20 protein-coding genes are annotated in these 24,370 nt (G+C 46.7%); 18 read left to right on the forward strand and 2 right to left on the reverse strand.

The window, feature by feature from the left end:
• Window positions 1–18: 18 nt before the first annotated feature.
• The 13 genes from KN811_RS09350 (at window position 19) to rodA (ending at window position 15,229) form a co-directional block, all read left to right on the forward strand.
• Window positions 19–480, forward strand: a complete 462-nt coding sequence (locus tag KN811_RS09350) for a type VI secretion system contractile sheath small subunit (RefSeq protein ID WP_187967138.1) — start codon at window positions 19–21, stop codon at window positions 478–480.
• Window positions 481–488: 8 nt separating this feature from the next.
• Window positions 489–1,853, forward strand: coding sequence for a DUF5458 family protein (locus KN811_RS09355; RefSeq protein ID WP_187967139.1), 1,365 nt, complete (start codon window positions 489–491; stop codon window positions 1,851–1,853).
• Between the two features lie 217 nt (window positions 1,854–2,070).
• Complete coding sequence (gene tssD, locus KN811_RS09360) at window positions 2,071–2,466, forward strand: type VI secretion system tube protein TssD (RefSeq protein WP_187967140.1); 396 nt, start codon at window positions 2,071–2,073, stop codon at window positions 2,464–2,466.
• 48 nt (window positions 2,467–2,514) lie between these two features.
• The gene (locus KN811_RS09365) at window positions 2,515–4,347 is read left to right on the forward strand and encodes a type VI secretion system Vgr family protein (protein ID WP_216334785.1); all 1,833 of its coding nucleotides are present in this window, start codon (window positions 2,515–2,517) and stop codon (window positions 4,345–4,347) included.
• Between the two features lie 9 nt (window positions 4,348–4,356).
• Complete coding sequence (locus KN811_RS09370) at window positions 4,357–5,286, forward strand: hypothetical protein (protein ID WP_187966853.1); 930 nt, start codon at window positions 4,357–4,359, stop codon at window positions 5,284–5,286.
• Window positions 5,287–5,292: 6 nt separating this feature from the next.
• Window positions 5,293–5,883 carry a hypothetical protein gene (locus KN811_RS09375; RefSeq protein ID WP_187966854.1) on the forward strand — a complete coding sequence of 197 codons (591 nt, stop codon included), beginning with the start codon at window positions 5,293–5,295 and terminating at the stop codon, window positions 5,881–5,883.
• Window positions 5,884–6,037: 154 nt separating this feature from the next.
• Window positions 6,038–7,570, forward strand: coding sequence for a hypothetical protein (locus KN811_RS09380; protein WP_187966855.1), 1,533 nt, complete (start codon window positions 6,038–6,040; stop codon window positions 7,568–7,570).
• A gap of 274 nt (window positions 7,571–7,844) precedes the next feature.
• Window positions 7,845–9,371, forward strand: coding sequence for a bifunctional phosphoribosylaminoimidazolecarboxamide formyltransferase/IMP cyclohydrolase (purH, locus tag KN811_RS09385; protein ID WP_187966856.1), 1,527 nt, complete (start codon window positions 7,845–7,847; stop codon window positions 9,369–9,371).
• Window positions 9,372–9,644: 273 nt separating this feature from the next.
• The gene (locus KN811_RS09390) at window positions 9,645–10,673 is read left to right on the forward strand and encodes a rod shape-determining protein (RefSeq protein WP_187966857.1); all 1,029 of its coding nucleotides are present in this window, start codon (window positions 9,645–9,647) and stop codon (window positions 10,671–10,673) included.
• Between the two features lie 10 nt (window positions 10,674–10,683).
• Window positions 10,684–11,571 carry a rod shape-determining protein MreC gene (gene mreC, locus KN811_RS09395; RefSeq protein WP_187966858.1) on the forward strand — a complete coding sequence of 296 codons (888 nt, stop codon included), beginning with the start codon at window positions 10,684–10,686 and terminating at the stop codon, window positions 11,569–11,571.
• Complete coding sequence (locus tag KN811_RS09400; RefSeq protein ID WP_187966859.1) at window positions 11,564–12,073, forward strand: rod shape-determining protein MreD; 510 nt, start codon at window positions 11,564–11,566, stop codon at window positions 12,071–12,073. The genes mreC and KN811_RS09400 overlap by 8 nt, the downstream gene beginning before the upstream one ends.
• Window positions 12,070–13,929: a penicillin-binding protein 2 gene (gene mrdA / locus KN811_RS09405; protein ID WP_187966860.1), complete on the forward strand. Its 1,860-nt coding sequence runs from the start codon at window positions 12,070–12,072 to the stop codon at window positions 13,927–13,929. The genes KN811_RS09400 and mrdA overlap by 4 nt, the downstream gene beginning before the upstream one ends.
• On the forward strand, window positions 13,922–15,229 hold the full coding sequence (gene rodA, locus KN811_RS09410; RefSeq protein WP_187966861.1) for a rod shape-determining protein RodA: 1,308 nt from the start codon (window positions 13,922–13,924) through the stop codon (window positions 15,227–15,229). The genes mrdA and rodA overlap by 8 nt, the downstream gene beginning before the upstream one ends.
• A gap of 74 nt (window positions 15,230–15,303) precedes the next feature.
• On the opposite strand, the gene KN811_RS09415 is transcribed toward rodA, so the two are convergent.
• Complete coding sequence (locus KN811_RS09415) at window positions 15,304–17,436, reverse strand: carboxy terminal-processing peptidase (RefSeq protein ID WP_187966862.1); 2,133 nt, start codon at window positions 17,434–17,436, stop codon at window positions 15,304–15,306.
• Window positions 17,437–17,899: 463 nt separating this feature from the next.
• Between KN811_RS09415 and surE the strand changes: the two genes are divergently transcribed.
• The 5 genes from surE (at window position 17,900) to KN811_RS09440 (ending at window position 22,989) form a co-directional block, all read left to right on the forward strand.
• Window positions 17,900–18,676, forward strand: a complete 777-nt coding sequence (gene surE, locus KN811_RS09420; RefSeq protein ID WP_187966863.1) for a 5'/3'-nucleotidase SurE — start codon at window positions 17,900–17,902, stop codon at window positions 18,674–18,676.
• Complete coding sequence (locus tag KN811_RS09425) at window positions 18,669–18,956, forward strand: hypothetical protein (RefSeq protein WP_187966864.1); 288 nt, start codon at window positions 18,669–18,671, stop codon at window positions 18,954–18,956. The genes surE and KN811_RS09425 overlap by 8 nt, the downstream gene beginning before the upstream one ends.
• 80 nt (window positions 18,957–19,036) lie before the next feature.
• A complete protein-coding gene (gene lpxB / locus KN811_RS09430) occupies window positions 19,037–20,179 on the forward strand; it encodes a lipid-A-disaccharide synthase (RefSeq protein ID WP_187966865.1) in 1,143 nt (380 codons plus the stop codon).
• An 80-nt stretch (window positions 20,180–20,259) separates the two neighbouring features.
• The gene (locus KN811_RS09435; protein ID WP_187966866.1) at window positions 20,260–20,823 is read left to right on the forward strand and encodes a C40 family peptidase; all 564 of its coding nucleotides are present in this window, start codon (window positions 20,260–20,262) and stop codon (window positions 20,821–20,823) included.
• A gap of 153 nt (window positions 20,824–20,976) precedes the next feature.
• Window positions 20,977–22,989 (forward strand): ComEC/Rec2 family competence protein, encoded by a 2,013-nt coding sequence (locus KN811_RS09440; RefSeq protein WP_187966867.1) that lies wholly within the window; start codon window positions 20,977–20,979, stop codon window positions 22,987–22,989.
• 7 nt (window positions 22,990–22,996) lie between these two features.
• On the opposite strand, the gene KN811_RS09445 is transcribed toward KN811_RS09440, so the two are convergent.
• Window positions 22,997–24,358 carry a peptide MFS transporter gene (locus tag KN811_RS09445; protein WP_187966868.1) on the reverse strand — a complete coding sequence of 454 codons (1,362 nt, stop codon included), beginning with the start codon at window positions 24,356–24,358 and terminating at the stop codon, window positions 22,997–22,999.
• Between the last annotated feature and the right edge of the window lie 12 nt (window positions 24,359–24,370).

Raw genomic sequence — 24,370 nt, forward strand, 5'->3', positions numbered from 1 at the left:
TAACTTAAAAATAGCGTTATGGCAAATCTTTCAAACAGTTACGGAATAGGAGGTAATGAAGTGAAGCCGGAAGGCGAGGAAAGCATTGTTGATATTCCTCAGAACAAAACACTGATTGCTCAGAAACTAACTCCCAATACCCCGGTACGGCCGGAAGTGGTGACCGGTCTGAAGAACATGGATCAGGTTTTCGAACATTTCGCTCCTAAAATGAACGTCAATTTCGAGAATAGCGAAGGCATGACTGTACGGGAAGAACTGAAATTCAAAAGCGTTTCCGATTTTTCGGTAAAAGGGATCACCGCTCAAAGCGAGTTTCTTACCGATCTCGAAACCAAAAAAGAACAATACAGTAAAATGATAAAACAGCTAAAGACCAACAAAGTACTGAAGCTGGCCCTCCAGGACCCTGAGGCAAAGAAATCCATTATAGAAACCATTGAGACCCTGGTCCGGGAAATTGAAGAATCTGAAAAATAGTTCTACCTATGAAGAATCCAAAAGAAACAACCTCTTCTGCAGTAAAGGAGCAGGCAAAAGAAGGCAAAAAGGTAAGTCTGGAACAACAACTGGAATCCTTTATCCAGTACGGTGGTTTCGACTTGCTGGAAAGCGCGATAGAAGGTGTGCAGAACCTGAGCCCGGACAGAAAAGCAAGAAGAAATATATTCTTAAACGAAGCGGGCAAAAAGGCAGAAAGGCAAAATCTGAAGAGGGTATTAAAGTTATGGAGTGAAGCCCTGAAATCTTCGGACAACCTGGTAGACCTGGTAGACAACTGCCAGGAAAAAGCCGAAAGTGCCGAAGAAACACTGAAGAAAAACCTGGCCATCTCACTGGAAGAAACCAAGGAACTGGAAGAAGCCTATCGTACACTGTCCATGTTCTACAAGAATACCGAAGAAAGCAAGGTTAAGAACGTTGCTATTATCAATGCAGAACTCGACCAGCTCAAGGATCTGGACAACACCCGTTTTATTGACCACATCGAAGAAGAGCTGGTAAACAACTACGACCGCCTCGACCTCAGGAACAACTATGCCCTCCTGGTGATCCCCGGTTATCTCGGCTCCAACAAGGTCGTTGAAAAATGGGGCAAGATAGCCCACAACAACAAAGTGATGCTCGTCACCGACTTCCAGCACCTGGACGAACCGGACGACGTAATAGAAATGTTCGAACTTGCCAACCTTACCGGGGGCGATATATATCGTTCTAATGTTATTATGACATGTAACTGGCTGGTAGGACGTGGCAAAAATGATGAAGTAGGCGAAGAAGACCACCTCTACATCCCTCCTTCTACAGCGCTTGCCGGAAAAATATACAACACCCTGATGTCCCAGATCACCGCAGGTAAAAAATTCGGTGGTATCAACGAAGTGGACGGGGTGAAGTTCGACCTTAAGAAAAGTGAGATCGCCGACCTGGAACACCTCGGCCTCGTGCCCATGGTCAACGAGTACAACAAGGTCATGGCTTTCTCCGGAAAAACCCTGTTCAACGGGGACAACCTCGGGTTGCAAACCTATTCCGTAGTAAGGGTATTCGATTATGTGACCAAGGTGATGATGGACTTCCTCAACCGAAGGGCTTTCGAAAACTTCAATGCCAAGACCCGTAAACAGATACTCAACCAGGTAATCAAATTCCTGGACAGTGTTTCCGGACCGGACAAGCTGATCGAGGACTTTGATATCACCAAGTTTGAGCAGGATCCCAATCAAAAAGACCGTATTTTCCTGGATATCCGCCTGAAGCCGTATTTCCCGGCCAAGAACTTCCTCATTAAGATGGACGGGCAAAAAGGAGATGACGGTACCGAATGGGATACCGAGTATGCAGAGCAATAATATGCAAATATAACAGTATTCATTTTTTAAGAAAACCGCCGGCAAATGCCGGCGGTTTCTTTTTATGTTACCTAACCTTTAACCCAACATCAAAAAATCATTTTCTTTCCCACTCCTCTCCTTTCTTTACTTTGGCCAATAACCTCTTTTTCTTACTTTTAGATCGTGTTATTTATTATTAATAATTACTTTTTTATCCCTAAATCCCCGATGACTTATGAGTTTTTTGGCAAAATTTGAGATTGACGATATGTCGTATAACATCCTCGAATACGACATTTTCCTGGAACAGAAGACAGACATCAACGGCAAGCCCTCCAGCGGGCCGAAAGGAGGTGAAATACGTCTTGTCATTGAAACGGACATGAAAGACCATTTTTCGGACTGGATGGTGAGCAACACCCAAACCAAGGATGGCAAACTGGTCTTCTATAAAAGAGACGGTATGAGCCGCATGAAAAGTATTTCTTTCAGAAAAGGCTATTGTGTCCGTTATGGCGAAACTTTCCGTGCCACAGGCAATGACCCCATGATCACCGAGATCGGGATCTCCGCCAGGGAGATCAATATCGGCAACACTCTGTACAAAAAGAAATGGACCGAAGTACGCTGAGCTCCGTATCGGGGCTTCCTGTAAAACACAAACCCAAAAACGCACACCATGGCACTGCAAACCGACTTTATCATAAAAATAGGAGAGTTCCGGCTAAACACCTTCCTTCACCTGGAGCTTACCCAGAACATCGACGACCATCACGAGCTCACCCTGGAGTGCAGGGAAGACGAAGTATACCTGCAATATCCGGAACTATACGGCAATTATCAAAAACTCATCGGCGAAAAAATACGTATCACCATGAAAGGGACTAACGGCATGTTCTCGGCCCACACCGGGTATTTCAAAGGTGTAGTGACCCGGATAAAAGCCAGGAAGTCCGACGATCGCGAAGGTAAACGGCTACAGTTCCGGGCATACAGTCCCTCCATGCTCATGGACAACGGTCCCGAATCGCTATCCTTCCTCAAAAAAGATTTTATTCATATTGTACACAACACCACCCGGCTCTACAACAACGATATGCTGAAGATCAGCACAAACCCTTCTAAAAACCAGGTTTACCCTTATATTGTACAATATAACGAAAGCGATTACGACTTTCTCAAACGCATGTGCTCCAGGCAGGGGGAATGGTTTTATTACAACGGCGTAGAGCTCGTCATAGGACAGGAAGACGCCGGAGAGGACATTGAGCTGTATTACGGCTACAACCTCACCGAGTTCGACCTCGAAATGACCCTGCAACCCACACGGTTCAAATATCACGGCAACGACCTTTCCGAAGGTGCTTCTCATCACAGTTCCACCCGTCCGTTCGAAAACTCCATAAACGGAATTACCGGCGAACTCATCCGGTCTTCCGGAAAGGTGTTTGACAAAGAGACCATCGTACAGCACAATCTCCTGGTCAACGAGGGCAGTGGACAGACCGATATGGACCATTATGCTCACCTGAATTTCCAGAAGAAAGTGGCCAATATGCTTTTTGTTTACGGCAAAAGTGAAAGCCCCGCCCTTCGCCCCGGCACCCTGGTCCGGATCGTCGATGAAGACGGCAATGCCGCCGGGCGCTATAAGATCATTGCCACAACACACCACTGCACAGATACCGGCGATTATGAAAACACCTTCAAGGCCGTCCCGGCAACTGTGAATATATCGCCCTATTCCAGCCCCGGAAATTATCCGGAATGCGAAAGCCAGCCTGCCACAGTCATTGACAATAACGATCCCCGTGGGCTCGGCCGTATAAAAGTACAGATGGCCTGGCAAAAGGAAAACGCCCAGACCACAGACTGGATCCCCCTCTCCAGCCCTAACGGCGGCTCCGGGAAAGGCTTCCATTTTATCCCGGAAACAGGAGAAACCGTTATGGTGGATTTCCAGAGTGGAAATGCCGAAATGCCCTATGTCACCGGATGCGTCCAGCACGGAAATGCCAGTAGCGGCTACGCCGACCCCAGCAATAACCTGAAAGCCATACAAAGCCGGAACGGCAACAAGATCATCATGGACGACAATAGTGGTTCCATGTTTATCTCAGACAACGGAGGCTCCTCCTCGCTCTACGACGGTGCCGGTAATTTCCAGGTCAGCGCCAACTCCAACATCACCCTTAATGTGGGTAACAGCAGTGCCTTTGTTACGATGGACAGTTCGGGAAAGATCACCATAGAGGGAAACACTAACATAGAGCTCAAGGTAGGGAACAGCCTTATAGCGATCACGGAAAACGACATTACCATAGACAGCAAAACGATTGAAGTAAAAGGCAAGGATGAGATCAATATGACCAGTAAGAATAATACGATCACAGGAAACACAAAGACCACCATAGACGGCATGGAAGTCGCTATCAATCCCACTGGCGATGTAAACATCCAGCCAGACGGAGGCAATGTTGTGATCAAAGGAACGGAAGTGGACATCAATTAAAGAACGATCATGGCCGACAAATACAGTTTTTATACCGGCGACAGGGAATACCCGGAACCGGCAACAAAAAAGAAAACACCCGAAGTAAAACCAATTGCAGACAGTATTTCTGCAAAATACCGGTGCGAACAAGTAAACACCACCAAAATAGACGGGAAACTCACCAGTAATTCCCAGCAAAAATTTCAATTTAACGTACAGCTTTTTCCTGGCAAAAACACAGCCAGGGTAACGCTAGAAGACCACTACTACAATATGGACCCTCCCGTCCTGAACAAGGTTTTCGACTTCGTGACTCAAACCGAATTTATCCGGCACGATGTGGCCTTCACCTATGGAGCGGATGGCAGTATATCAGAGATATTAAACAAGGAAGAGCAGGCCGAAAAATGGAGGGCCTTCAAGAACTCCAAAGCATTCCGGACAGAATTTATAACGAGTATGCAGGACACCAACGAAAAAGGCCTGGAAGAGATCATCAAATCGGGAGACCGGCAGTTTTCCCTCTCTCATAATTCAGAAGAAGAATTGCGGAGAGAATTGTTTTACACTATTCTTTTCGACTGGCAGCTCACTTCTGACGACAATACCACGGTACAGCAAAAAGAATTCCTGTTCCGTTCCATCCTGCTACCGGGCACCATTGTTCCGATGAACTTCAGATGCGACATCCTCAAAGCAGAAACCGACCTGTTGAAACTGCGAAAGGTGGGCTCTGCAAAAGCCGATGACGAATTGATGGCAAACATCGTCAAAAAGTACGACCAGTACTATAAACCTCAGATAAAGTATAACTTTACGGAATACAAGCTCGAATTCCGGCAGACCTATGAAGTGAACCCGGCCACCCGCCTGGTCAACGAAGCCAAACTGATATGGAACGAAGCGATCAAAGACAATGCAGAGAGCCTCTGCGAATTTAAAATGCGTAAATTATAAGGTAAAATGAACGTATCCCCATCCCATACGGAAGGACATAAAAAGGAAGAACTCCCTGCCGGCTTTACCCTCAGCAATGTCATGACCATCCAGATAGGCAAATGGTACATGCTATGGGGGCTGGCAGTTATAATATCCTTTCTCGGCGCCAAAATACTCCTGGGAGATGCATTTCGCCTTATACGATCGCCCTATGCCATTATCCTGGTCATTGCCGTATTTTATGTAGGGATCCGGCTGATACAGAAAAGGTACTTAAAGAAAAATATCCGCCTTTCCATAGACCGGCACACCGTAAAAATAGCTTACGACAACACCGAAGAATATTCCGGTCCCGTAAGCGATTTCAAGGCTATCCGTACCCTGCACCCTTCCAACGGGAAAGGAGACGTACAGGCCGAACTGTTTTTCAGGGGCAAAAAAATAAGCCTTACATCTGCAGTGAACCAGGACGGAAAACAGCAGTTCGATACGTTTTGCAGCTATTGCCGGAACAAGCTGAGTTTCGAAGAAAAAGACCTCCCCTTCTCAATATGGACGCACAACTGGCAGGGCGTAAAATATGTAGAATACCAAAATCCGGACTACCGGGAGTGACCACTCTTCTGCCCTTTCCTTTTAACCTTTACACAACAATTCTTTATCATATTCCTAAACTTCAGGTAATATATACTTGTTAAATTTGGAACACCCCATATTCGTCAATACAACCATAACCTGAGTACTGAATCCTGTAAATTTTAGATTTACCATGAGCAGTTATTTACCGGAAAAAGTATACACCGTATGCACCTTCAATTCGGCCACCAATTATGGCAAATTACTGACCAACTCCGACCGCCGGTCAAAATTTACCGTGCGTTTCAAAGGCCAGGACAAGCCCTTATTGACCGAAGCAGACCGCAAACTGGACGGGCAGTTTTCCTGTAAAACGGGTTGGAGCAGCGGTTTCGGGAGCATCGCTTTTGGCGGGGGGATCATGGCCGGAATGCTTATGGCTGCAACTGTTGCCACCATACCGGTAGCGGGATGGATCGTAGGAGGAGCAATAGCTCTCGCCTGCGTAGGGATAGGTCTTTTCCAGTTGTTTCAACCCAAACCCACCTGCAGCGAAATGATAAGTTTTGATGAATCTTCCTGGATAAACCCCCATGCCTTTGTCACTTTTGACAGCCACGCCGCCGTGACCAAGCGATCTATGATCTCCTGCAAGGAAGGCGGTTTTCTTCTGCCCTTTATCAGCGAATCGGCTGCCGCAGAGGCTGCATCCGACATCGGATGGATGAACCGCGGGGAGATCGCTCTTTCTACGGTGACTTCCTTTATTGGCGGCATGGCGGTAGGCTTTACCGGAGGAACAGCCGGGGGAGCAGGTGCGGCAGCGTCTAAAATAACACAATCCGTCCTGTACGGAACCGGATTCTCACTCGTTGTTATGCAGCCACTCATTGCCCTGCAACAACACTCCATCCGGGAAGGATATGACAACAATAACAACCCTTATTACGACAATATGACCGGGGAGGTCAGTATATGGCCACCTACACTACCACTCCCAACACCACTGGGAACAGGAGTGGATGTAACGGACAACGCAACCCAAATGGCCGGGCAGATCGACACCTGGGATTCCATGGCAGGTTCCGTTCCCGGGCCGGCAGGGCCGGCAATAGGTATGTTTGATGACATTAATATGCCCGAAACAACATCTACATGGAACTTAAAAACACCTTTTGACCGGTTTGGCAAGATCCTGGACCACTCCATAAAGCAAAGAGAGAATCTTCTAAAGGTCAGTGGGTCTGCACAGGAAATCGCACGATTAAGCGCCCAGATCGCGGATATCGACAAAGCCCTGCAACGTGCCCGGGTCACCGGATCCTTTGCCGGTAAAAAAAACCCGTACGGGCGTAAGGTCTTAAAGGCCATACAACGGGGTGCATACGGACCTGAAGCCCAAAGGATCTTTTCTAACCGCTCCGAAGATGGCAAAAAGCAAAAAAGAGTAAAAGGAGCAAAAAGAGAAAAGCTATATCAAAATACCAGGGATGTCCTGCAACGAAATCAACAAAATCAGCGGAATGCCCTAAGGCAGCATCAATCCGCTTATAACAACAACCGGACTAATATCCGGACCCACAGCCGTATGGCGGGGATCAGCATTACTGGGCTGGCATTGCCGTTCGTCACCAACTACTTTAGCGAAAAGACCATGCAAATAGCCGCAGATGCTGCCATGGCCGATATGGGTCATGGTATCAGCATTGTAGCCAAACAGCATTGATCCCATGTTTATTTTAAGAATTTGTCCCTCTTACCTCTAAAAAGGGCAGGTGTATGTATCACATCCCTGCCCTTATATAATTTCTTTCCTTCCCGAATCCTTTTTCAACATTTTTTCCCCATGGCAGCCAAATGATTGCTACAAAAAAACTACTTTTGCAATCAAATTCGGTGATTTCGGTAATCAGTATTCAGTAATCAGTGATAAATACCGATTACTGCCCCTGAATACTGATTACCGAATACCGAAATCAAGAGCTAACAACACAACAAATATGAGTACCACAAAAAAAGCCACATCCGCTTTAGTATCTGTTTTCAGTAAAGAAGGCCTGGAGCCTGTTATCCAAAAAATGAACGAACTCGGTATTACCCTCTATTCGACAGGAGGTACCGAAAAATTTATACGCGACCTGGGTGTGGACGTCATTCCCGTAGAAGATGTCACCGGCTATCCTTCCATTCTCGGCGGAAGGGTAAAAACACTTCACCCCAAGGTTTTCGGCGGCATCCTCAACCGCCAGGACAATGAGAGCGACAATACAGAACTTTCTGAATACGACATTCCGCAGATCGATATTGTTATCGTAGACCTCTACCCTTTCGAAAAAACCGTGGCCGGCGGTGCCTCTGAGCAAGACATCATAGAAAAGATAGACATCGGCGGTATTTCCCTGATCAGGGCAGCAGCCAAGAACTTTAAAGACGTGCTCTGTGTGGCTTCCATGGAAGACTACGACGAGTTCCTGAATGTCATATCGGAAGGTAACGGGCAGACGACCCTTGAGGACCGCAAGCGCTTTGCCGCAAAAGCCTTTAATGTCTCCTCCCATTACGACACTGCCATCTTCAACTACTTTAACCAGGACGAACTGGTATACAAGGCCAGCGAAACCAAGGGGCAACAACTCCGTTACGGGGAAAACCCCCACCAGAAAGGCTATTTCTTTGGCGACCTGGAAGCTATGTTCGACAAACTACACGGTAAGGAACTCTCCTACAACAACCTGCTCGACGTGGATGCGGCCGTAAACCTTATGGAAGAATTCAGGGGAGATGATCCTACCTTCGCCATACTCAAACACAACAATGCCTGTGGCGTGGCCACCCGGAAAACCCTGAAAGAGGCTTATGTCGATGCCCTTGCGGGCGACCCTGTTTCCGCTTTTGGCGGTATCTTAATTGCCAACAGAGAAATAGATACGGACACTGCCAACGAAATAAGCAGCCTTTTCTGCGAAGTGGTCATTGCACCTTCTTACACTGACGAAGCCCTCGATATCCTGAAAAAGAAAAAGAACAGGATCATCCTGGTTCAAAAAGATGCCAAACTGGCAACAACACAGGTAAGGACCTGCCTCAACGGTCTTTTAGTACAGGAAAAAAATGACAAAACAGACACTCTTGACGATTTAACATACAAGACGGACAATAAACCTGCAAATAACGAGTTAGAAGATTTGCTTTTTGCTTCCAAAATATGCAAGCATACCAAATCCAACACCATAGTTCTTGCCAGGAACCGGCAACTGTGTGCCAGCGGTACAGGCCAGACCAGCAGGGTGGACGCGTTGAAGCAGGCTATTGAAAAAGCAGCCTCTTTCGATTTCGACCTCAACGGTGCGGTCATGGCCAGCGACGCCTTCTTCCCGTTCCCCGACTGCGTGGAAATTGCGGACAAGGCAGGCATTAAGGCTGTTATACAACCCGGCGGGTCTATCAAGGACCAACTGAGCATAGATTATTGCAATGCACACAACATAGCTATGGTATTTACAGGAACACGACATTTTAAACACTAATTATACCGGGTTTTCCGTTATGAGAGGTAAACCCGGCACTTACAGTGTTTTGGCATCTGTTCGTATTCCTGTTCCCTATTATATTGCTTTAATAGGTTTTCGTGATATAAATGTAACAAACTATTATTACATTTGAAGAATGCCAACACCCTGGCAGGGTGATCGGAAGGCTGTAAACGGCAATCAGTATGATATTAACTGAATACCGATTACCAATAACCCGGTAAGTACCTGAAAAAACAAAACGAATAAACTGACTAATTTTACGCATACATGGGATTTTTTGACTTTCTAACAGAGGAGATCGCTATGGACCTCGGTACGGCAAATACGCTGATCATTCACAATGACAAGGTTGTTGTAGACAGTCCCTCTATTGTTGCCAGAGACCGCATATCGGGAAAAATCATCGCTGTCGGACAACAGGCCAACCTGATGCAGGGAAAGACCCATGAAAACATCAAGACCATACGCCCCCTCAAAGACGGGGTGATCGCGGACTTCGACGCTTCCGAAAAGATGATCAACATGTTCATCAAGAACATCCCCGCATTGCGGCGCAAACTGTTCCAACCTGCCCTCCGGATGGTGATTTGTATCCCTTCGGGCATTACCGAAGTGGAAATGCGTGCCGTAAAGGAATCCGCAGAACGGGTAAACGGCAAGGAAGTATACCTCATACACGAGCCCATGGCCGCTGCCATAGGTATCGGTATCGACATCATGGAGCCCAAGGGTAACATGATTGTGGACATAGGTGGCGGAACCACGGAGATCGCCGTGATAGCCCTTGGTGGTATTGTATGCGACAAATCGATAAAAATAGCAGGGGACGTATTTACGAACGACATCGTGTACTATATGCGCACCCAGCACAACCTGTACGTCGGTGAAGCCACGGCAGAAAACATCAAGATACAGATAGGATCGGCCACCGAAGATCTGGAGACTCCCCCGGAGGAAATGAGCGTACAGGGGCGGGACCTGCTTACCGGTAAACCCAAACAGGTGCAGGTATCGTACCGGGAGATCGCCAAGGCCCTGGACAAATCCATCCTCCGTATAGAAGACGCCGTGATGGAAACGCTTTCCCAGACCCCTCCGGAACTTGCCGCAGATATTTACAACACCGGGATATACCTTGCCGGAGGCGGTTCCATGCTCAGGGGACTGGACAAAAGGCTTTCACAAAAGACCGATCTTCCCGTATACATTGCCGAAGACCCCCTGAGGGCCGTAGTAAGAGGTACGGGAATAGCCCTGAAGAATATCGGAAGATTTAAAAGTATCCTGGTCAGATAGGTAAAACATTATGCAAAACATAATTAATTTTTTTTTAAAGAACAGGTATTTCTTTCTTTTCCTTGTTTTGCTCATATTATCTCTGTTTTTCACCATCAGGTCGCACAGTTATCACAAAAGTAAATTCATAAATTCTGCCAACTGGGTTACCGGCGGCCTGTATGAGACGGCAAACGGTATATCCGGTTATTTCGGCCTCAAAAAATACAATCGTCAGCTGGTTGAAGAAAACAGGAGGTTGCGAAACCTGCTCTTTAACAGGAAGCACTCTTATCCAGACTCCATTCCGGACGATTCCCTGTTGCTGCATCGTCCGGCAGTAAGCGATTCCACCTTGCTTTCCCAGGTAAACGACTCTATGGTTCCTCAAACAAGGAGCTATGTCATCCGGAATGCATCGGTTATAAAAAACAGCTACCATTCCCTTAAAAACTACCTCACCATCGACAAAGGGAAAAGTGACAGCATATCGCAAGACATGGGTGTCATTACTTCCAACGGTATTGTGGGGATCATAGACAATACTTCGGGCCATTACGCCACGGTACAATCGGTACTGAACACACTGACCAGGATCAATGCCCAGCTTAAAAAGACCAATCATTTCGGTACACTGAAATGGAACGGGGTGTCTGAGAACATCGTTCAGCTCATCGATATTTCACGGATAGCACCCATACAGGAAGGCGACACCATAATCACGGGCGGGATGTCCACTATTTTCCCGAAAGGCATCCCCATAGGCACCATAAAGAATTATGCCCTTGACAGTTCCGAAAATTATTATATTATTAATGTGGAACTCTTTAACGACATGACCAATCTGGGGCATGTATATATCATTGAGAACACCAACAAGGATGAGATCCTCGAACTAGAGCAATCGGTAAATGAATAACAACGCGTTTACAAACGGCATAAGATTTATCGTCCTGGTACTGGCCCAGGTGCTGATATGCAACCACATTCACTTTCTGGGGTTCATAAGCCCTTATATCTATGTGCTGTTTATCCTGCTCTACCCGCTAAAGAATGAAAACAGGGCGCTTTTCCTTTTCCTGTCGTTCCTCATGGGCCTCAGCGTGGATTTTTTCAGTGACAGCGGCGGGATCAACGCTGCCGCATCCCTGTGCATTGCCTATATACGCCCGGTAGTATTGCGTTTTTCCTTCGGAAGCGCCTACGAATACCAGACCCTGAAAATAAGTAACACCAACCTGGGACAACGTTTCACTTACCTGTCTATCATGATTTTAACACACCACCTTATACTTTTCTGGTTGGAGATATTTAGTTTTACACATATATTCACGACCTTGAAAAAAGCGTTATTATCCGGGGCCTTTACCCTGTTGCTCTGTTTTTTGTTCATCCCATTGTTCAGGACTAAAAATCAATGAGAAAGCTGTTATTGTCATCCATAATTGTCATTGTAACCCTAATTTACCTGGGGAGGCTTTCCTATTTACAATTAATTGACAACACGGGAAGCCCTCTTGATGACACAGCCATAAAACAGGTTTACGACTACCCGGAACGCGGGTATATTTATGACAGGAACGGAAAGCTCCTGGTAGCCAACCAGCCCTCCTATGACGTCATGGTCATTCCCCGGGACGTAAAACCGCTGGACACCCTGGAATTTTGTGAACTGCTGAACATCACCCGCGAAGATTTTATAAAAAAGTATGAAAAAGCCAGGATTTATTCTCCCAGGCTTCCTTCAGTATTCGTACCGCAGCTCTCCAAGGAAGAATATGCTGCCCTTCAGGAAAAAATGCGAAAATATGATGGGTTCTATATTCAAAAACGCTCCCTGCGTTATTATCAGACCAAACACGGGGCTAACATCCTTGGCTATATCCAGGAAGTCAGTGACTACGATCTGAAAAGAAACCCGGGTTACCGACCGGGAGAGCTCATAGGCAGGCAAGGCGTGGAAGAATATTACGAAGATATCCTCAGAGGGAGAAAAGGTGTGAAATTTATACAAAAGGACCGTTTTAACAGGGACATAGGATCATACAAAAACGGCCTGTACGATACCCTGCCTGTACCAGGGAAGGACATTGAGCTTACCATAGACAATGAATTGCAGACTTACGGTGAAGAACTCATGATACATAAGCGAGGCGGTATCATTGCCATAGAACCCAAAACAGGGGAAATACTGTCTCTGGTCACCGCTCCAAATTACGATCCTTCTCTCCTGGTGGGTCGAAAGCGTTCCAAGAACTACACCAAGCTCTATTACGATTCCATTGCCAATCCCCTCTATGACCGGGGCCTTCTTGCCATGTACCCCCCGGGTTCTCCGTTTAAGACACTGACAGGCCTCATAGGGCTTCAGGAAAACGTGATCACACCAGAGAGCAGGGTTACCTGCTACCACGGCTATTCCTATGGCAACCGGTTTATGCGTTGTCACTGTGCAAGCGGTACGGTTAATGACCTCCGGAGGGGAATAGCCAGATCCTGTAACGCCTATTTTGCCAGTACTTACAGGAAGATCATCGAAAAATATCCGACTTCTGCCGAAGGCCTTACCGCCTGGGAAAAGCATCTGCGGAGCTTTGGTCTCGGTGATTTTCTGGGATATGACCTTCCTATCGGTAAAGCCGGCAACATACCTGACAGTGATTATTACGACAAAGCATACGGTAAACGCCGATGGTATGCCACCACCAATATTTCGAATGCCATAGGACAGGGCGAAATACTCACCACACCGATCCAGCTTGCCAATGTTACCGCAATAATAGCCAACAGGGGTTATTTTTTTACCCCCCATATCCTCAGAAAAATAGATAATAAACCTATTAAGGACAAGAAATTCACCAAACCAAAATACACTACCGTAGACAGGAAACACTTTGAACCGGTAGCACAGGGCATGTTCGAGGCATACAATACGGGTACTGCAAGGGGCATAAGAGTGGAAGGGATCAATATAGGCGGGAAAACGGGGACCGCCGAGAATTTCACCAAGGTAGACGGGAAAAGAGTACAACTTACCGACCACTCCATATTTGTGGCCTTTGCCCCGGTAGAAGACCCCAAGATCGCCATTGCCGTATTTGTGGAGAACGGGTATTGGGGATCGCGCTATGCAGCCCCAATTGCTGCTCTGATGATCGAAAAATATCTCAAGGGTGAAGTGACCAGGAAAGACCTCGAAAAGCGTATGCTGGAAGCGAGCCTTGAAGAAGAATACGCAAAACCATATAGCGGAAAACCCTTTAGGATTAATGAATAATTCCTTTGTACGTAAAATAGACTGGCTTACGGTAATATTGTACTTTCTACTGGTATTCATAGGATGGGTGAACATCTATTCCAGCAGTATCACAGACAATACCGGCGCTTCTGTTTTTGATTTTTCCCAGTTTTACGGAAAACAGCTTACCTTTATAGGACTTAGCACCATATTCATTGTGCTTATCCTGGCCATAGATGCCAAGTTCTACCAACGGTTTTCTGGCATTATCTATTTAATATCCATCGCTTCCCTTGCAGGGATCTTTATCTTCGGAAAGACCATTGCCGGACAAACAGCCTGGTACGACTTTGGTTTTTTCAGCATCCAGCCGGGAGAATTCGCCAAAACCGCCACAGCCCTGGCCCTGGCGGAATACCTCAGCGATTCGCAGACCAACATAAAATACAGGAAATACCAACTCAAGGCCTTTTTGATCATAGGTGCCCCTATCTTTTTTATCCTGTTGCAGCCCGACCCGGGAAGTGCCATGGTTTTCCTGGCATTTATCTTCGTCATGTACAGGGAAGGGCTTCCTTCAACCTATCTGTGGGCGGGATTGGGACTTATCATTTTGTTTGTATCCACATTGATATTCGGGGCCTTATGGGTTTGTGTTGCGGTATTTTTGTTCATAACCCTGTATTACCTGTGGCGCAAAAGGAAGAAGAAGATGGTTTCCGTACTTCCGCTCATCACTTTGTTGATCATTACGGCCATCGTATCTTCCAGCGTGCGTTTTACTTTTGACAATGTTTTTAAACAACATCACCGAGACCGGATAAACCTATGGTTAAAACTGGAGCACGACCCCAACAGGCTCAGCGAGATCCGCAGGTCCATAGGTTATAATACCTATCAATCAGAATCTGCCATATCTTCCGGGGGATTTTCAGGTAAGGGCTTCCTTCAGGGCACACGCACCAAGGGCGGTTTTGTCCCTGAGCAACACACCGATTATATTTTCAGCACCGTGGGCGAAGAATGGGGTTTTGTGGGCAGTACCATTGTAATACTACTGTTTATCTTTCTGCTGTTGCGTTTGCTGTTCCTGTCCGAACGCCAGAAATCCAAATTCAGTCGCGTTTATGGGTATAGCGTGGCAGCCATATTGTTCTTCCATTTTACGATCAATATCGGTATGGTTATCGGCCTTTTGCCCACCGTGGGTATTCCGCTGCCATTCTTTAGCTACGGAGGGTCCGGGCTTTGGGCATTTACGCTCTTACTATTCGTTTTTATAAAGCTCGATGCCAACCAGATCAACGAATGGGAAGACCTGCACGAGTTCCATCATTAATTTAATCCGAACAAAAAACCCCGGAAAGCCAACTTCTTTTCCGGGGTTATGAATATCTTCCTAAATGTTAATGCCTAATCTCTGACCTTGGCCAGGCGTTTTTTATTGTCGGAAGTTGTCTGCAGGTCTGCAAGAATATTGAGCGCTTCCTCCATATAGACATCTTTGGAGAGGTTTTCGTGCCAACTTTTTCGTCTATCCCGGAGTACCGTATCTTTTTCCATCAGGGCTTCCTCATACGGCAGTGAACGGTAGGTCAGATCGGTCTTGTAATCAGACAACGCGTCAAAGCGTTTTGCCCTTTTCTCGTCCTGGTCTATCGCTTTCCTGTAACTTTCGTAATTCAGGGAATATTGGTTTTCGTCCTGTTTTTCCTTTACCCATTGCGCATTTTCATCGATCAGGGCCAGTTGTGGATTTCCAGCCATTCTTTCCTTGCTTTTGGCCACGGTATAATCGTAGTTCACATAACCGTCCCAGGCCTGGTAACTGGCCGGATCTATCTTATCCCATGGCAGTGGGTTTTCCTGATCTTTTTCTCCTATGTTTATATAGCTGTACCTGTCGGGGATCGGGATATCGCTTTTTACACCTTCCAACTGCGTGGAACCTCCGTTGATCCGGTAGAATTTCTGCGTGGTCAGTTTCAGGGCGCCTACATCGCCAAAATCGTTTTTCTGGCTGAGGAACTGGTTCAGGTCTATGACGTTCTGTACCGTTCCTTTTCCATAGGTCTGTTTACTTCCTATCACTACTGCCCGTTTGTAATCCTGCATAGCAGCGGCCAGTATTTCGGAAGCGGAAGCAGACAGTTCGTTGACCAGTATCACCAGCGGGCCGTCCCACTGCACGCGTTTATCGGTATCGGAAAGGACCTCTTTTCGCTTCCCGGACGATTTTACCTGTACGATAGGCCCGTCTTTAATAAAGAAACCGGCCATGTCCACAACGGTCTTGAGCGAACCTCCGCCGTTACCTCTCAGGTCGAGTACCAGGCCTTCCATTCCCTCTTTTTTCAGTCTCTCTATTTCTTGCTCTACATCCGATGCCGCGTTACGGTCATTGTAATTGTCGAAATCTATATAAAACTTGGGCAGGTTGATCACTCCAAATACCTTTGCACCCTTTTTCACTATGGACGACTTGGCATAAGATTCTTCCAGTTCCACCACATCACGGACAATGGAAATTACCTCGGTAGTACCATCTACCTTTTTCAGTGTAAGTTTCACCTCCGAACCTTTCGGGCCCTTGATGAGTTTTACGGCATCGTCGAGGCGCATGCCTATAATATCCACAGGTTCTTCATCGCCCTGGCCTACGCGGAGTATCTCATCTCCTACCTCAACTTCATTTCCCCGCCATGCAGGGCCTCCCGAAATGATCTCTACGATCTTTATCCTGTCGTTCTTTCTTTGTAACCTCGCCCCTATTCCTTCGAATTTTCCGGACATGCTGGTATCGAAGCGGTCTTTTTCTTCAGGAGCAAAATAATAAGTATGCGGGTCAAATTCCGATACTATGGCATTGAGGTACATTACAAACCAGTCTTTGCGCTCCAGGTCGTCTACCAGGTCGAAGAAGTCGTCCTGATTTTTAAGTGTAGACTCCCGGGCTTCCTTTTCTACTTCTTCGGGAGATTTCATGGTATAGCCGGCATCCTCTTCTTTCTTACCCTCTTCTTCCTCTATCCGGCTCACATAACTGGAGAGTGCGGAAAATTTGAGATATTTTCTCCACCTGTCCTTCAGCTCCTTTTTGGAAGAGACATAAGACAGGTTGTCATAATCCATGTCTATGTTTTCGTTTTTCGAAAAATCAAACGGTTTTTCGAGTATCTCCTTGTATACTTCCCGGCCTTCTCCCATTCGTTTCACAAAACGGGTATATACCAGCTCGAAAAAAGTAATATCCGACTCTTTGATCTGGTCGTCTATCTGATCGCGATAGACCTCGAACTCCTCCATATCCGATTGCAGGAAATAGCGTTTGGAAGGGTCCAGCATACGGATATATTGATCAAATACCTTTTCTGAAAAACTATCGTCCATTTCAGAAGGGTTAAAGTGCCCTTTTTCAAGCACATAAGAGATAAGCTGTATGAGCAGTTTGTCTTTATCCGGGTTATCAAATGTCTTGTTCGTAAAACTACAGGAGGCTGCCGATATGAGCAGCGCTGCCAGTAAATACACAAAATTCCTTTTCATCTGTTTAATTTTTTTGCTTTGGATCATGTGCCCCGTTTTTTACACATAAAAAACAAGGTTACACATTGGCGGAGTACTTCATTTCATAAAAACCACCCCTCATTTCTGAAACATGCCGGCAAGGATAAGTACATTTCCTTGTTCCGGCACATTTTCGAAACCTCTAAATTACTGAAAAAATTATGCCACTATGATACAATGATACTAAATTTTTTGTTAAACAAGTGCTTCGGCTTTAGTTTATCCTGAGCTTGTCTGTACTGAGCCCTTCGGTAAACTCAGGATAAACTAAAGTCGAAGTGTGACATGCTAAGCCTGTCGAAATATCGAAGGGCTCAGTAACCAAAACCAGCAATCTACAACTTGTAACATGCAACCTGAAACCTTGAACTTTGAACTTTGAACCTGAAACCTTGAACCAAAAATGTGTATTTTAGCAACACAATTTAAGCGAAAGACTTCTATGAAAAAGAAACCCCTTATACTGGTAACGAATGACGACGGCATCGCAGCGCCGGGCATACGGGCCCTGATCGAAGTAATGAAGACCCTGGGCGATGTGATCGTCGTGGCACCCGACAGTCCGCAATCGGGCAAAGGGCATGCCGTTACCATCGATGCCACCCTGTTCTGCAACAAGATAAATATCGACGATCAGGTCACCGAAGAGTATAGCTGCTCCGGTACCCCGGCAGACTGTGTAAAGCTCGCCGTGAACGAGATCCTGAAAAAGAAGCCGGATATTTGTGTGAGCGGCATTAATCACGGTTCCAATTCTTCTGTAAATGTCATTTACTCCGGGACCATGAGCGCCGCAGTAGAAGCTGGTATAGAAGGTATTCCCGCTATCGGCTTTTCTCTTTGCGATTTTTCGTGGGATGCCGATTTCGAAGCCATCAAGGCCTATGTAAAAAACATAACGGCCAATGCACTGAACAACGGGATACCCAAGGGGGTAGTACTCAATGTCAATTTCCCGAAGCTGGAAAAAGAAAACATCAAAGGCATTAAGATATGCCGCCAGGCCAATGCGAGGTGGGTGGAAGAATTTGACAAACGAACCAATCCGCAGGGCCGGGAATATTACTGGCTTACGGGTAAGTTCGTCAATCAGGACAAAGGAGAGGACACCGATGAGTGGGCACTGGCCAATGGATACATTTCCGTGGTCCCCGTACAGTTCGACCTCACCGCCCATCATGCCATACAAACTCTCAACACCTGGAACCTGAATGATTAAAAAAGAGATCGCCATAGGATTTGCCGTAGGGGTCATTGCCAATATTTTTGGCTCCCTGCTTTACATTCTGCTATTTTTCGGTCTCGGGATCGTGGAAACCCTGAAAGAAGCCCATAAAGCAGGTCATTTTGGCAGTATACTGGCGCTCGGTGCACTGCTCAACCTCTTTGCCTTTTTCGGTTTCCTGAAGATCAAACGCGACCACAGGGCCAAAGGGGTATTGCTGGCCACCATATGTACGGCGATTATTATTCTCATATACAAGGTATTTTTGGTATAAAAACTGACAGATAACAGGTGACGGATGAGAGGTGTATGCATCGGTCACCGGTCATCAGTCTTCCGTCTAAAAATAAATACATGAAATATTACATCATAGCAGGAGAGGCTTCCGGGGACCTTCATGCCTCCAATCTCATGAAAGCCCTGAAAGCGCAGGACAAAGAGGCCGTTTTCCGTTTTTGGGGAGGAGACCTCATGCAGGCCGTGGGCGGCACCCTGGTGAAACATTACAGGGACCTCGCTTTTATGGGATTTGCAGAAGTACTGATGAATATAAAGACCATCTTTAAAAACATTGCTTTCTGCAAAAAAGACATTACCTCTTTTGCACCCGATGTGATCATTTTTGTGGACTATCCCGGATTTAATATGCGTATTGCCAAATGGGCCAGGACCGAAGGGTACAGAACGCACTATTACATCTCCCCACAGTTGTGGGCCTGGAAGGAGAACAGGATAAAAGCCATCAAAAAGGATATTGACGAAATGTATGTCATCCTTCCTTTTGAAAAGGACTTTTACGAAAAAAAACACGATTTTCCTGTCCATTTTGTAGGGCACCCCCTGATCGATGCCATTGCGCAGTATCCCAGGGTAGACGAATCCCAGTTCCGGGAAACCCATAAGCTCGACCCTGAAAAGCCCATCATCGCCCTGCTCCCGGGAAGCCGGAAACAGGAAATACGAAAAATGCTCTCCGTAATGCTCGAAATGGCTCCGCTCTTCAAGGCCTACCAGTTTGTCATTGCCGGGGCACCGGGACAGGATGCTGAATTTTACCGGCCTTTTATCACCGATGCCAACATCGGTTTTGTAAACAACAGGACCTACGACCTCCTCAGCGTTTCTTTTGCTGCCCTGGTCACCAGTGGCACCGCCACTCTGGAAACCGCCCTGTTCAAGGTTCCGGAGATCGTTTGTTATCGCGGCAACTGGTTTTCTTATCAGATCGCCAAGCGGATCATTACCCTGAAATACATTTCCCTGGTCAACCTGGTCATGGACAAGGAAGTGGTGACCGAACTCATACAGGGCGACCTCAACCGGGACCGCCTCCGCGAAGAACTCAACAAGATCCTGGACGATAAAAAACGCAGGCAGATCTTCAGTGATTACCACGAACTGGAAAAGAAACTGGGCGGAAGGGGAGCAAGTGAGCAAACAGCCAGGCTTATTATCTCCGGGGCCGGTAATCGGTATTCGGTGAACGGGGGTCGGTAGATGTGTTGATCCCGGTTTAACACACCTCCTTTTAAAAAAACACGTAATTTTTATTACTTTAGCCCAAATTAGTTCTGCACATGCGGCGAATTTGTTTTATTTTATGTCTCCTCTTGTCTTTTGGTGCCTGTAAGTCCAGGAAAAAGGCGCTTTCGAAAAAACCGAGGATAGTGACTGTTGAGGGTAGCCCGGCAACGAAGGCCGTGCACGTAGAAGTCTGGCCGTCAGACAGGGCTGAAGAAGACAACAAATCCGCAAATAATACCCAGGTCAACCAGATCATAAAAACAGCTATTTCCTACAATGGTACGAAATACAGGTACGGAGGCACTACCCGGAAAGGAATGGACTGCTCCGGGCTGGTATATACATCCTTCAAGGAACACAATATAGCCCTTCAACGCGCTTCGTATATGATGGCCACCCAGGGAGAGAGAATAAAGTTGAAGAAGGTCCAAAAAGGAGACCTCCTCTTCTTTAAAACGGGAAGAAGAAACCGGATAAACCACGTAGGATTGGTCGTTGAAGTCAAAGGCAATAATATTCGTTTTATCCACTCCACCACCTCCCGAGGTGTTTTGGTCTCTTCTCTTCGGGAAGGTTACTGGAACCACGCATTTATCGAAGCCCGGAGGATTTTGTAGATACTCGGTGATCGGTGATCAGAGGTCGGTAAACGGTAATCGGTATCGTTTGACCACCGATTACTGAATACCGATCACCGAATACCGAATACCTCCCTTCGGAAGTTCCGTATATTTTCTTTAAATTTAGGCATGCTATCCGGGAATTTAAACATGCTTAAATTGCTTGTCTTTCTCGTCGCCGGGATCGTTTTCGGGTTTTATACCGATATTCCGAAGGCTGTTGTTATTACGGGGTTTTTGTCCCTGCTCCTGCTCCTTGGATTTTTGCATTTTTATATTTCCCGGACACTTTCGCAAGCCAATTATTATTTCGGCCTTACCGCATTCGCCCTTGTTTTTTGTATCGGTGTATTTGCTGTTAACATTAAAAAACCGGGATACAGTTCCCGTCATTACAGCCACTACATCCGGGGAGGGGACCATATTGTTTTTGTCCCGATAAAACAGCTAAAACCCGGAATATACCATCATCGTTATGAAGCTGAGATCAGGAAAGCCAACGGGCACAAGGCTTCCGGAAAGGTACTCGTACATATTGCCAGGGACAGCAGCTCAAAAACACCGGCCATCGGGTATGAATACCAGGCCCGGACCACATTACACAAGATCTCCCCGCCACGGAATCCGCATCAGTTCAATTACAAGGAATACCTTCGAAAACAGCACATCTACCATCAGCTATCCCTGAGGAGCAAAGACCTGTTCCTGCTTCCCGGAACGGGGCAAACCCCTTACACCTATGCGGCTTCCATAAGGCTACGCGTGCTTACGGCCCTGAAAGCACATGGCTTTGGCGGGGATACCCTGGCGGTTATCAACGCTCTTTTACTGGGACAGCGACAGGATATTTCAGAAAAGGTATACCAGGATTACGCGTCGGCCGGCGCCATACATATCCTTGCTATTTCCGGACTTCATGTAGGGATTTTGCTTCTTTTTCTCCATTTCCTGTTAAAACCACTGGAACAGCTACGGTATGGAAAAAACCTTAAGTTAGTCTTTATCCTGCTGATATTATGGAGCTTTGCATTTATCGCCGGATTGCCGGCTTCTGCGGTAAGGGCGGTAAGCATGTTCTCGTTCGTGGCCCTCGCACTTCGATCGGGGCGTACGGCAGATATTCGCAATGTATTACTGGTATCTATGTTCTTTCTACTCCTGGCAAGACCCGCTTTTTTATTCGACGCCGGTTTTCAGCTCAGTTACACTGCCGTATTTTCCATCGTCTGGTTTCAACCCGTATTTTATGGTTGCTGGAAACCGAAATGGAAGGCGGCCGATTGGTTCTGGAAGCTGACAACAGTCTCTATTGCAGCTCAGTTGGGCGTTTTACCATTAAGCCTGTATTATTTTCATCAGTTCCCGGGCCTGTTCTTCCTGTCCAACCTGGTTATTGTTCCCCTGCTGGGCATTATTCTGGGGGCAGGTATCCTGGTCATTGCACTGGCCTTATTACAGCTTCTCCCCTCTTTTCTGGCCGAAGGGTACGCCCTGGTTATCACTTCCATGAACCACCTGGTGTCCTGGATCGCCAAGCAGGAAAGTTTTATTTTCAGGGATATTCCTTTTGACTGGCGGTTGCTTGTGTCGTTTTACCTGCTCCTGCCCGCCCTGTTCTTCACACTTCAGAAAGTAACATTCCGGAGGGCCTCTATGCTTCTAATGGCCATTCTCTGTATACAAGTTGCTTTTGTTTACCATCGCTACGCAGCGTCAGTTACGGATAAATTTGTTATTTTTCACAGGAACAGAGATACCCGAATGGCCTGGCAACAGGGAGAACATCTTACGATATATACCCGGGAAAAGGACCTCGATCCGGACGATGCCGTGCTGCAAAACTATACGGTATCGGAAAGGATACAAAGTATACAAACAAAAATCCCGGGCAACCTATACGAATTTAACGGGCAACAGCTACTTTACATCGACAGCCTGGGCATATACGAGGTAAAAGGATTACAGGCCGACTACATCCTCCTGGGGGGTTCCCCGGAAATAAACCTGGAAAGAGTGTTATACCTCTACCACCCGAAAATGGTCATTGCGGATGGCAGCAATTATCCCTCTCTGATCAAACGGTGGAAAGCCAGTTGTAAAAAAGAAAAACTCCCTTTTCACAGTACTTATGAAAAGGGAGCTTTTATCCTTAATAAAAAGTAATTTTATATCAATCCCGGGCCACGGCGCCTTCTCCTTCTTCAGCTCCATGAGTAAGCCTTTTCAGGGGTTTTAACAGCAGGATCACCACCAGGCCTATGAGCGTCCAGATCACAGCAATCCCGGTAAATACTTCAAAATCTCCGAGGTCTTGCGCCAGTTTGCCGATTTCCCCGGCCACCTTGTTGCCGAGCCCTGTTGCCGCCCAGTACAGCCCCATGATCATGGATGCATATTTGAGGGGGGCCAGTTTGGTAATGAACGAAAGCGATACCGGCGAAGCACACAGCTCCCCGACCGTGTGAAAGAGATATGCCAGGATCAGCCAGTACATGGCGGAAGACCCGGTAGTTTCGTACTGCACGGAAGCCGCACTCATAAACCCGAAACCCAGGGCCATGACAATGATTCCTACGGCCATTTTAAAAAGCGAGGAAGCCTCCTTGCCCATATGTTTCCATTTTAACCAAAGCGTCCCCACAACCGTTGCCAGTGTAATAATAAAGAAGGAATTCACCGACTGGAACACGGAAGCAGGTATCTCTCCCAGACCGAAGAACATTCTGTTGGTTTTTTCCTTGGCATACAGGTTCATCAATCCGCCGGCCTGTTCAAAGGCTGCCCAGAAGAGTATAATGAGAACGAAAGACAACAGCAATACTTTTACCCTGTCCTTTTCTATACTGGTGAGGGGTTTTTCCAGTATTTTCCGGTCCTTTTCATTTTTGACGGATATGAGGTCACCTACATTTTTCAGGTACTTTTGCCCCCAAATGTAGACGATCTGCCCCAGGAACATCCCTATGGCCGCCAGCCCGAAACCGTAATGCCAGTTGATCTGTTCTCCGACATAACCACAAATGATAGGTGCGGCAAACCCTCCTATGTTTATCCCCATATAGAAAATATAGAACCCGAGGTCCCTTCTTTCGTCTTTCGGTTTATACAGTCCGCCCACCATGGAGGAGATATTGGGTTTGAGCCCTCCTACCCCGAGTATGATGAAGAAACATCCTATGTAGAAAGATATTTCTGAATTAAGGGCCAGGATCGAATGTCCTATACACAACAATACACCACCCACCATTACTGTTTTTTTCTGGCCCAGCACTCTGTCTGCCAGCCAGCCGCCGGGAATGGAGGCTACATACACCAGCATGGTATACCATCCGTAGAGCGAAAGCGCCTCTTCATTTGTCCAGCCAAAACCAGGGTTTTTGGAAGTGGTTTCCGAAACCAGAAACAGGGTAAACAGCGCCCGCATCCCGTAGTAACTGAAGCGCTCCCACATTTCCGTAAAAAATAAGATATACAATCCTGCCGGATGTCCGAACAGTTCCCTCTTGTGCGCTGGTTTCGATATGTTAGTCATGTAAATATATTT

It is taken from the genome of Sinomicrobium weinanense (assembly GCF_018863395.1).
In the GTDB taxonomy this organism is placed as follows: Bacteria; Bacteroidota; Bacteroidia; order Flavobacteriales; family Flavobacteriaceae; genus Sinomicrobium; species Sinomicrobium weinanense.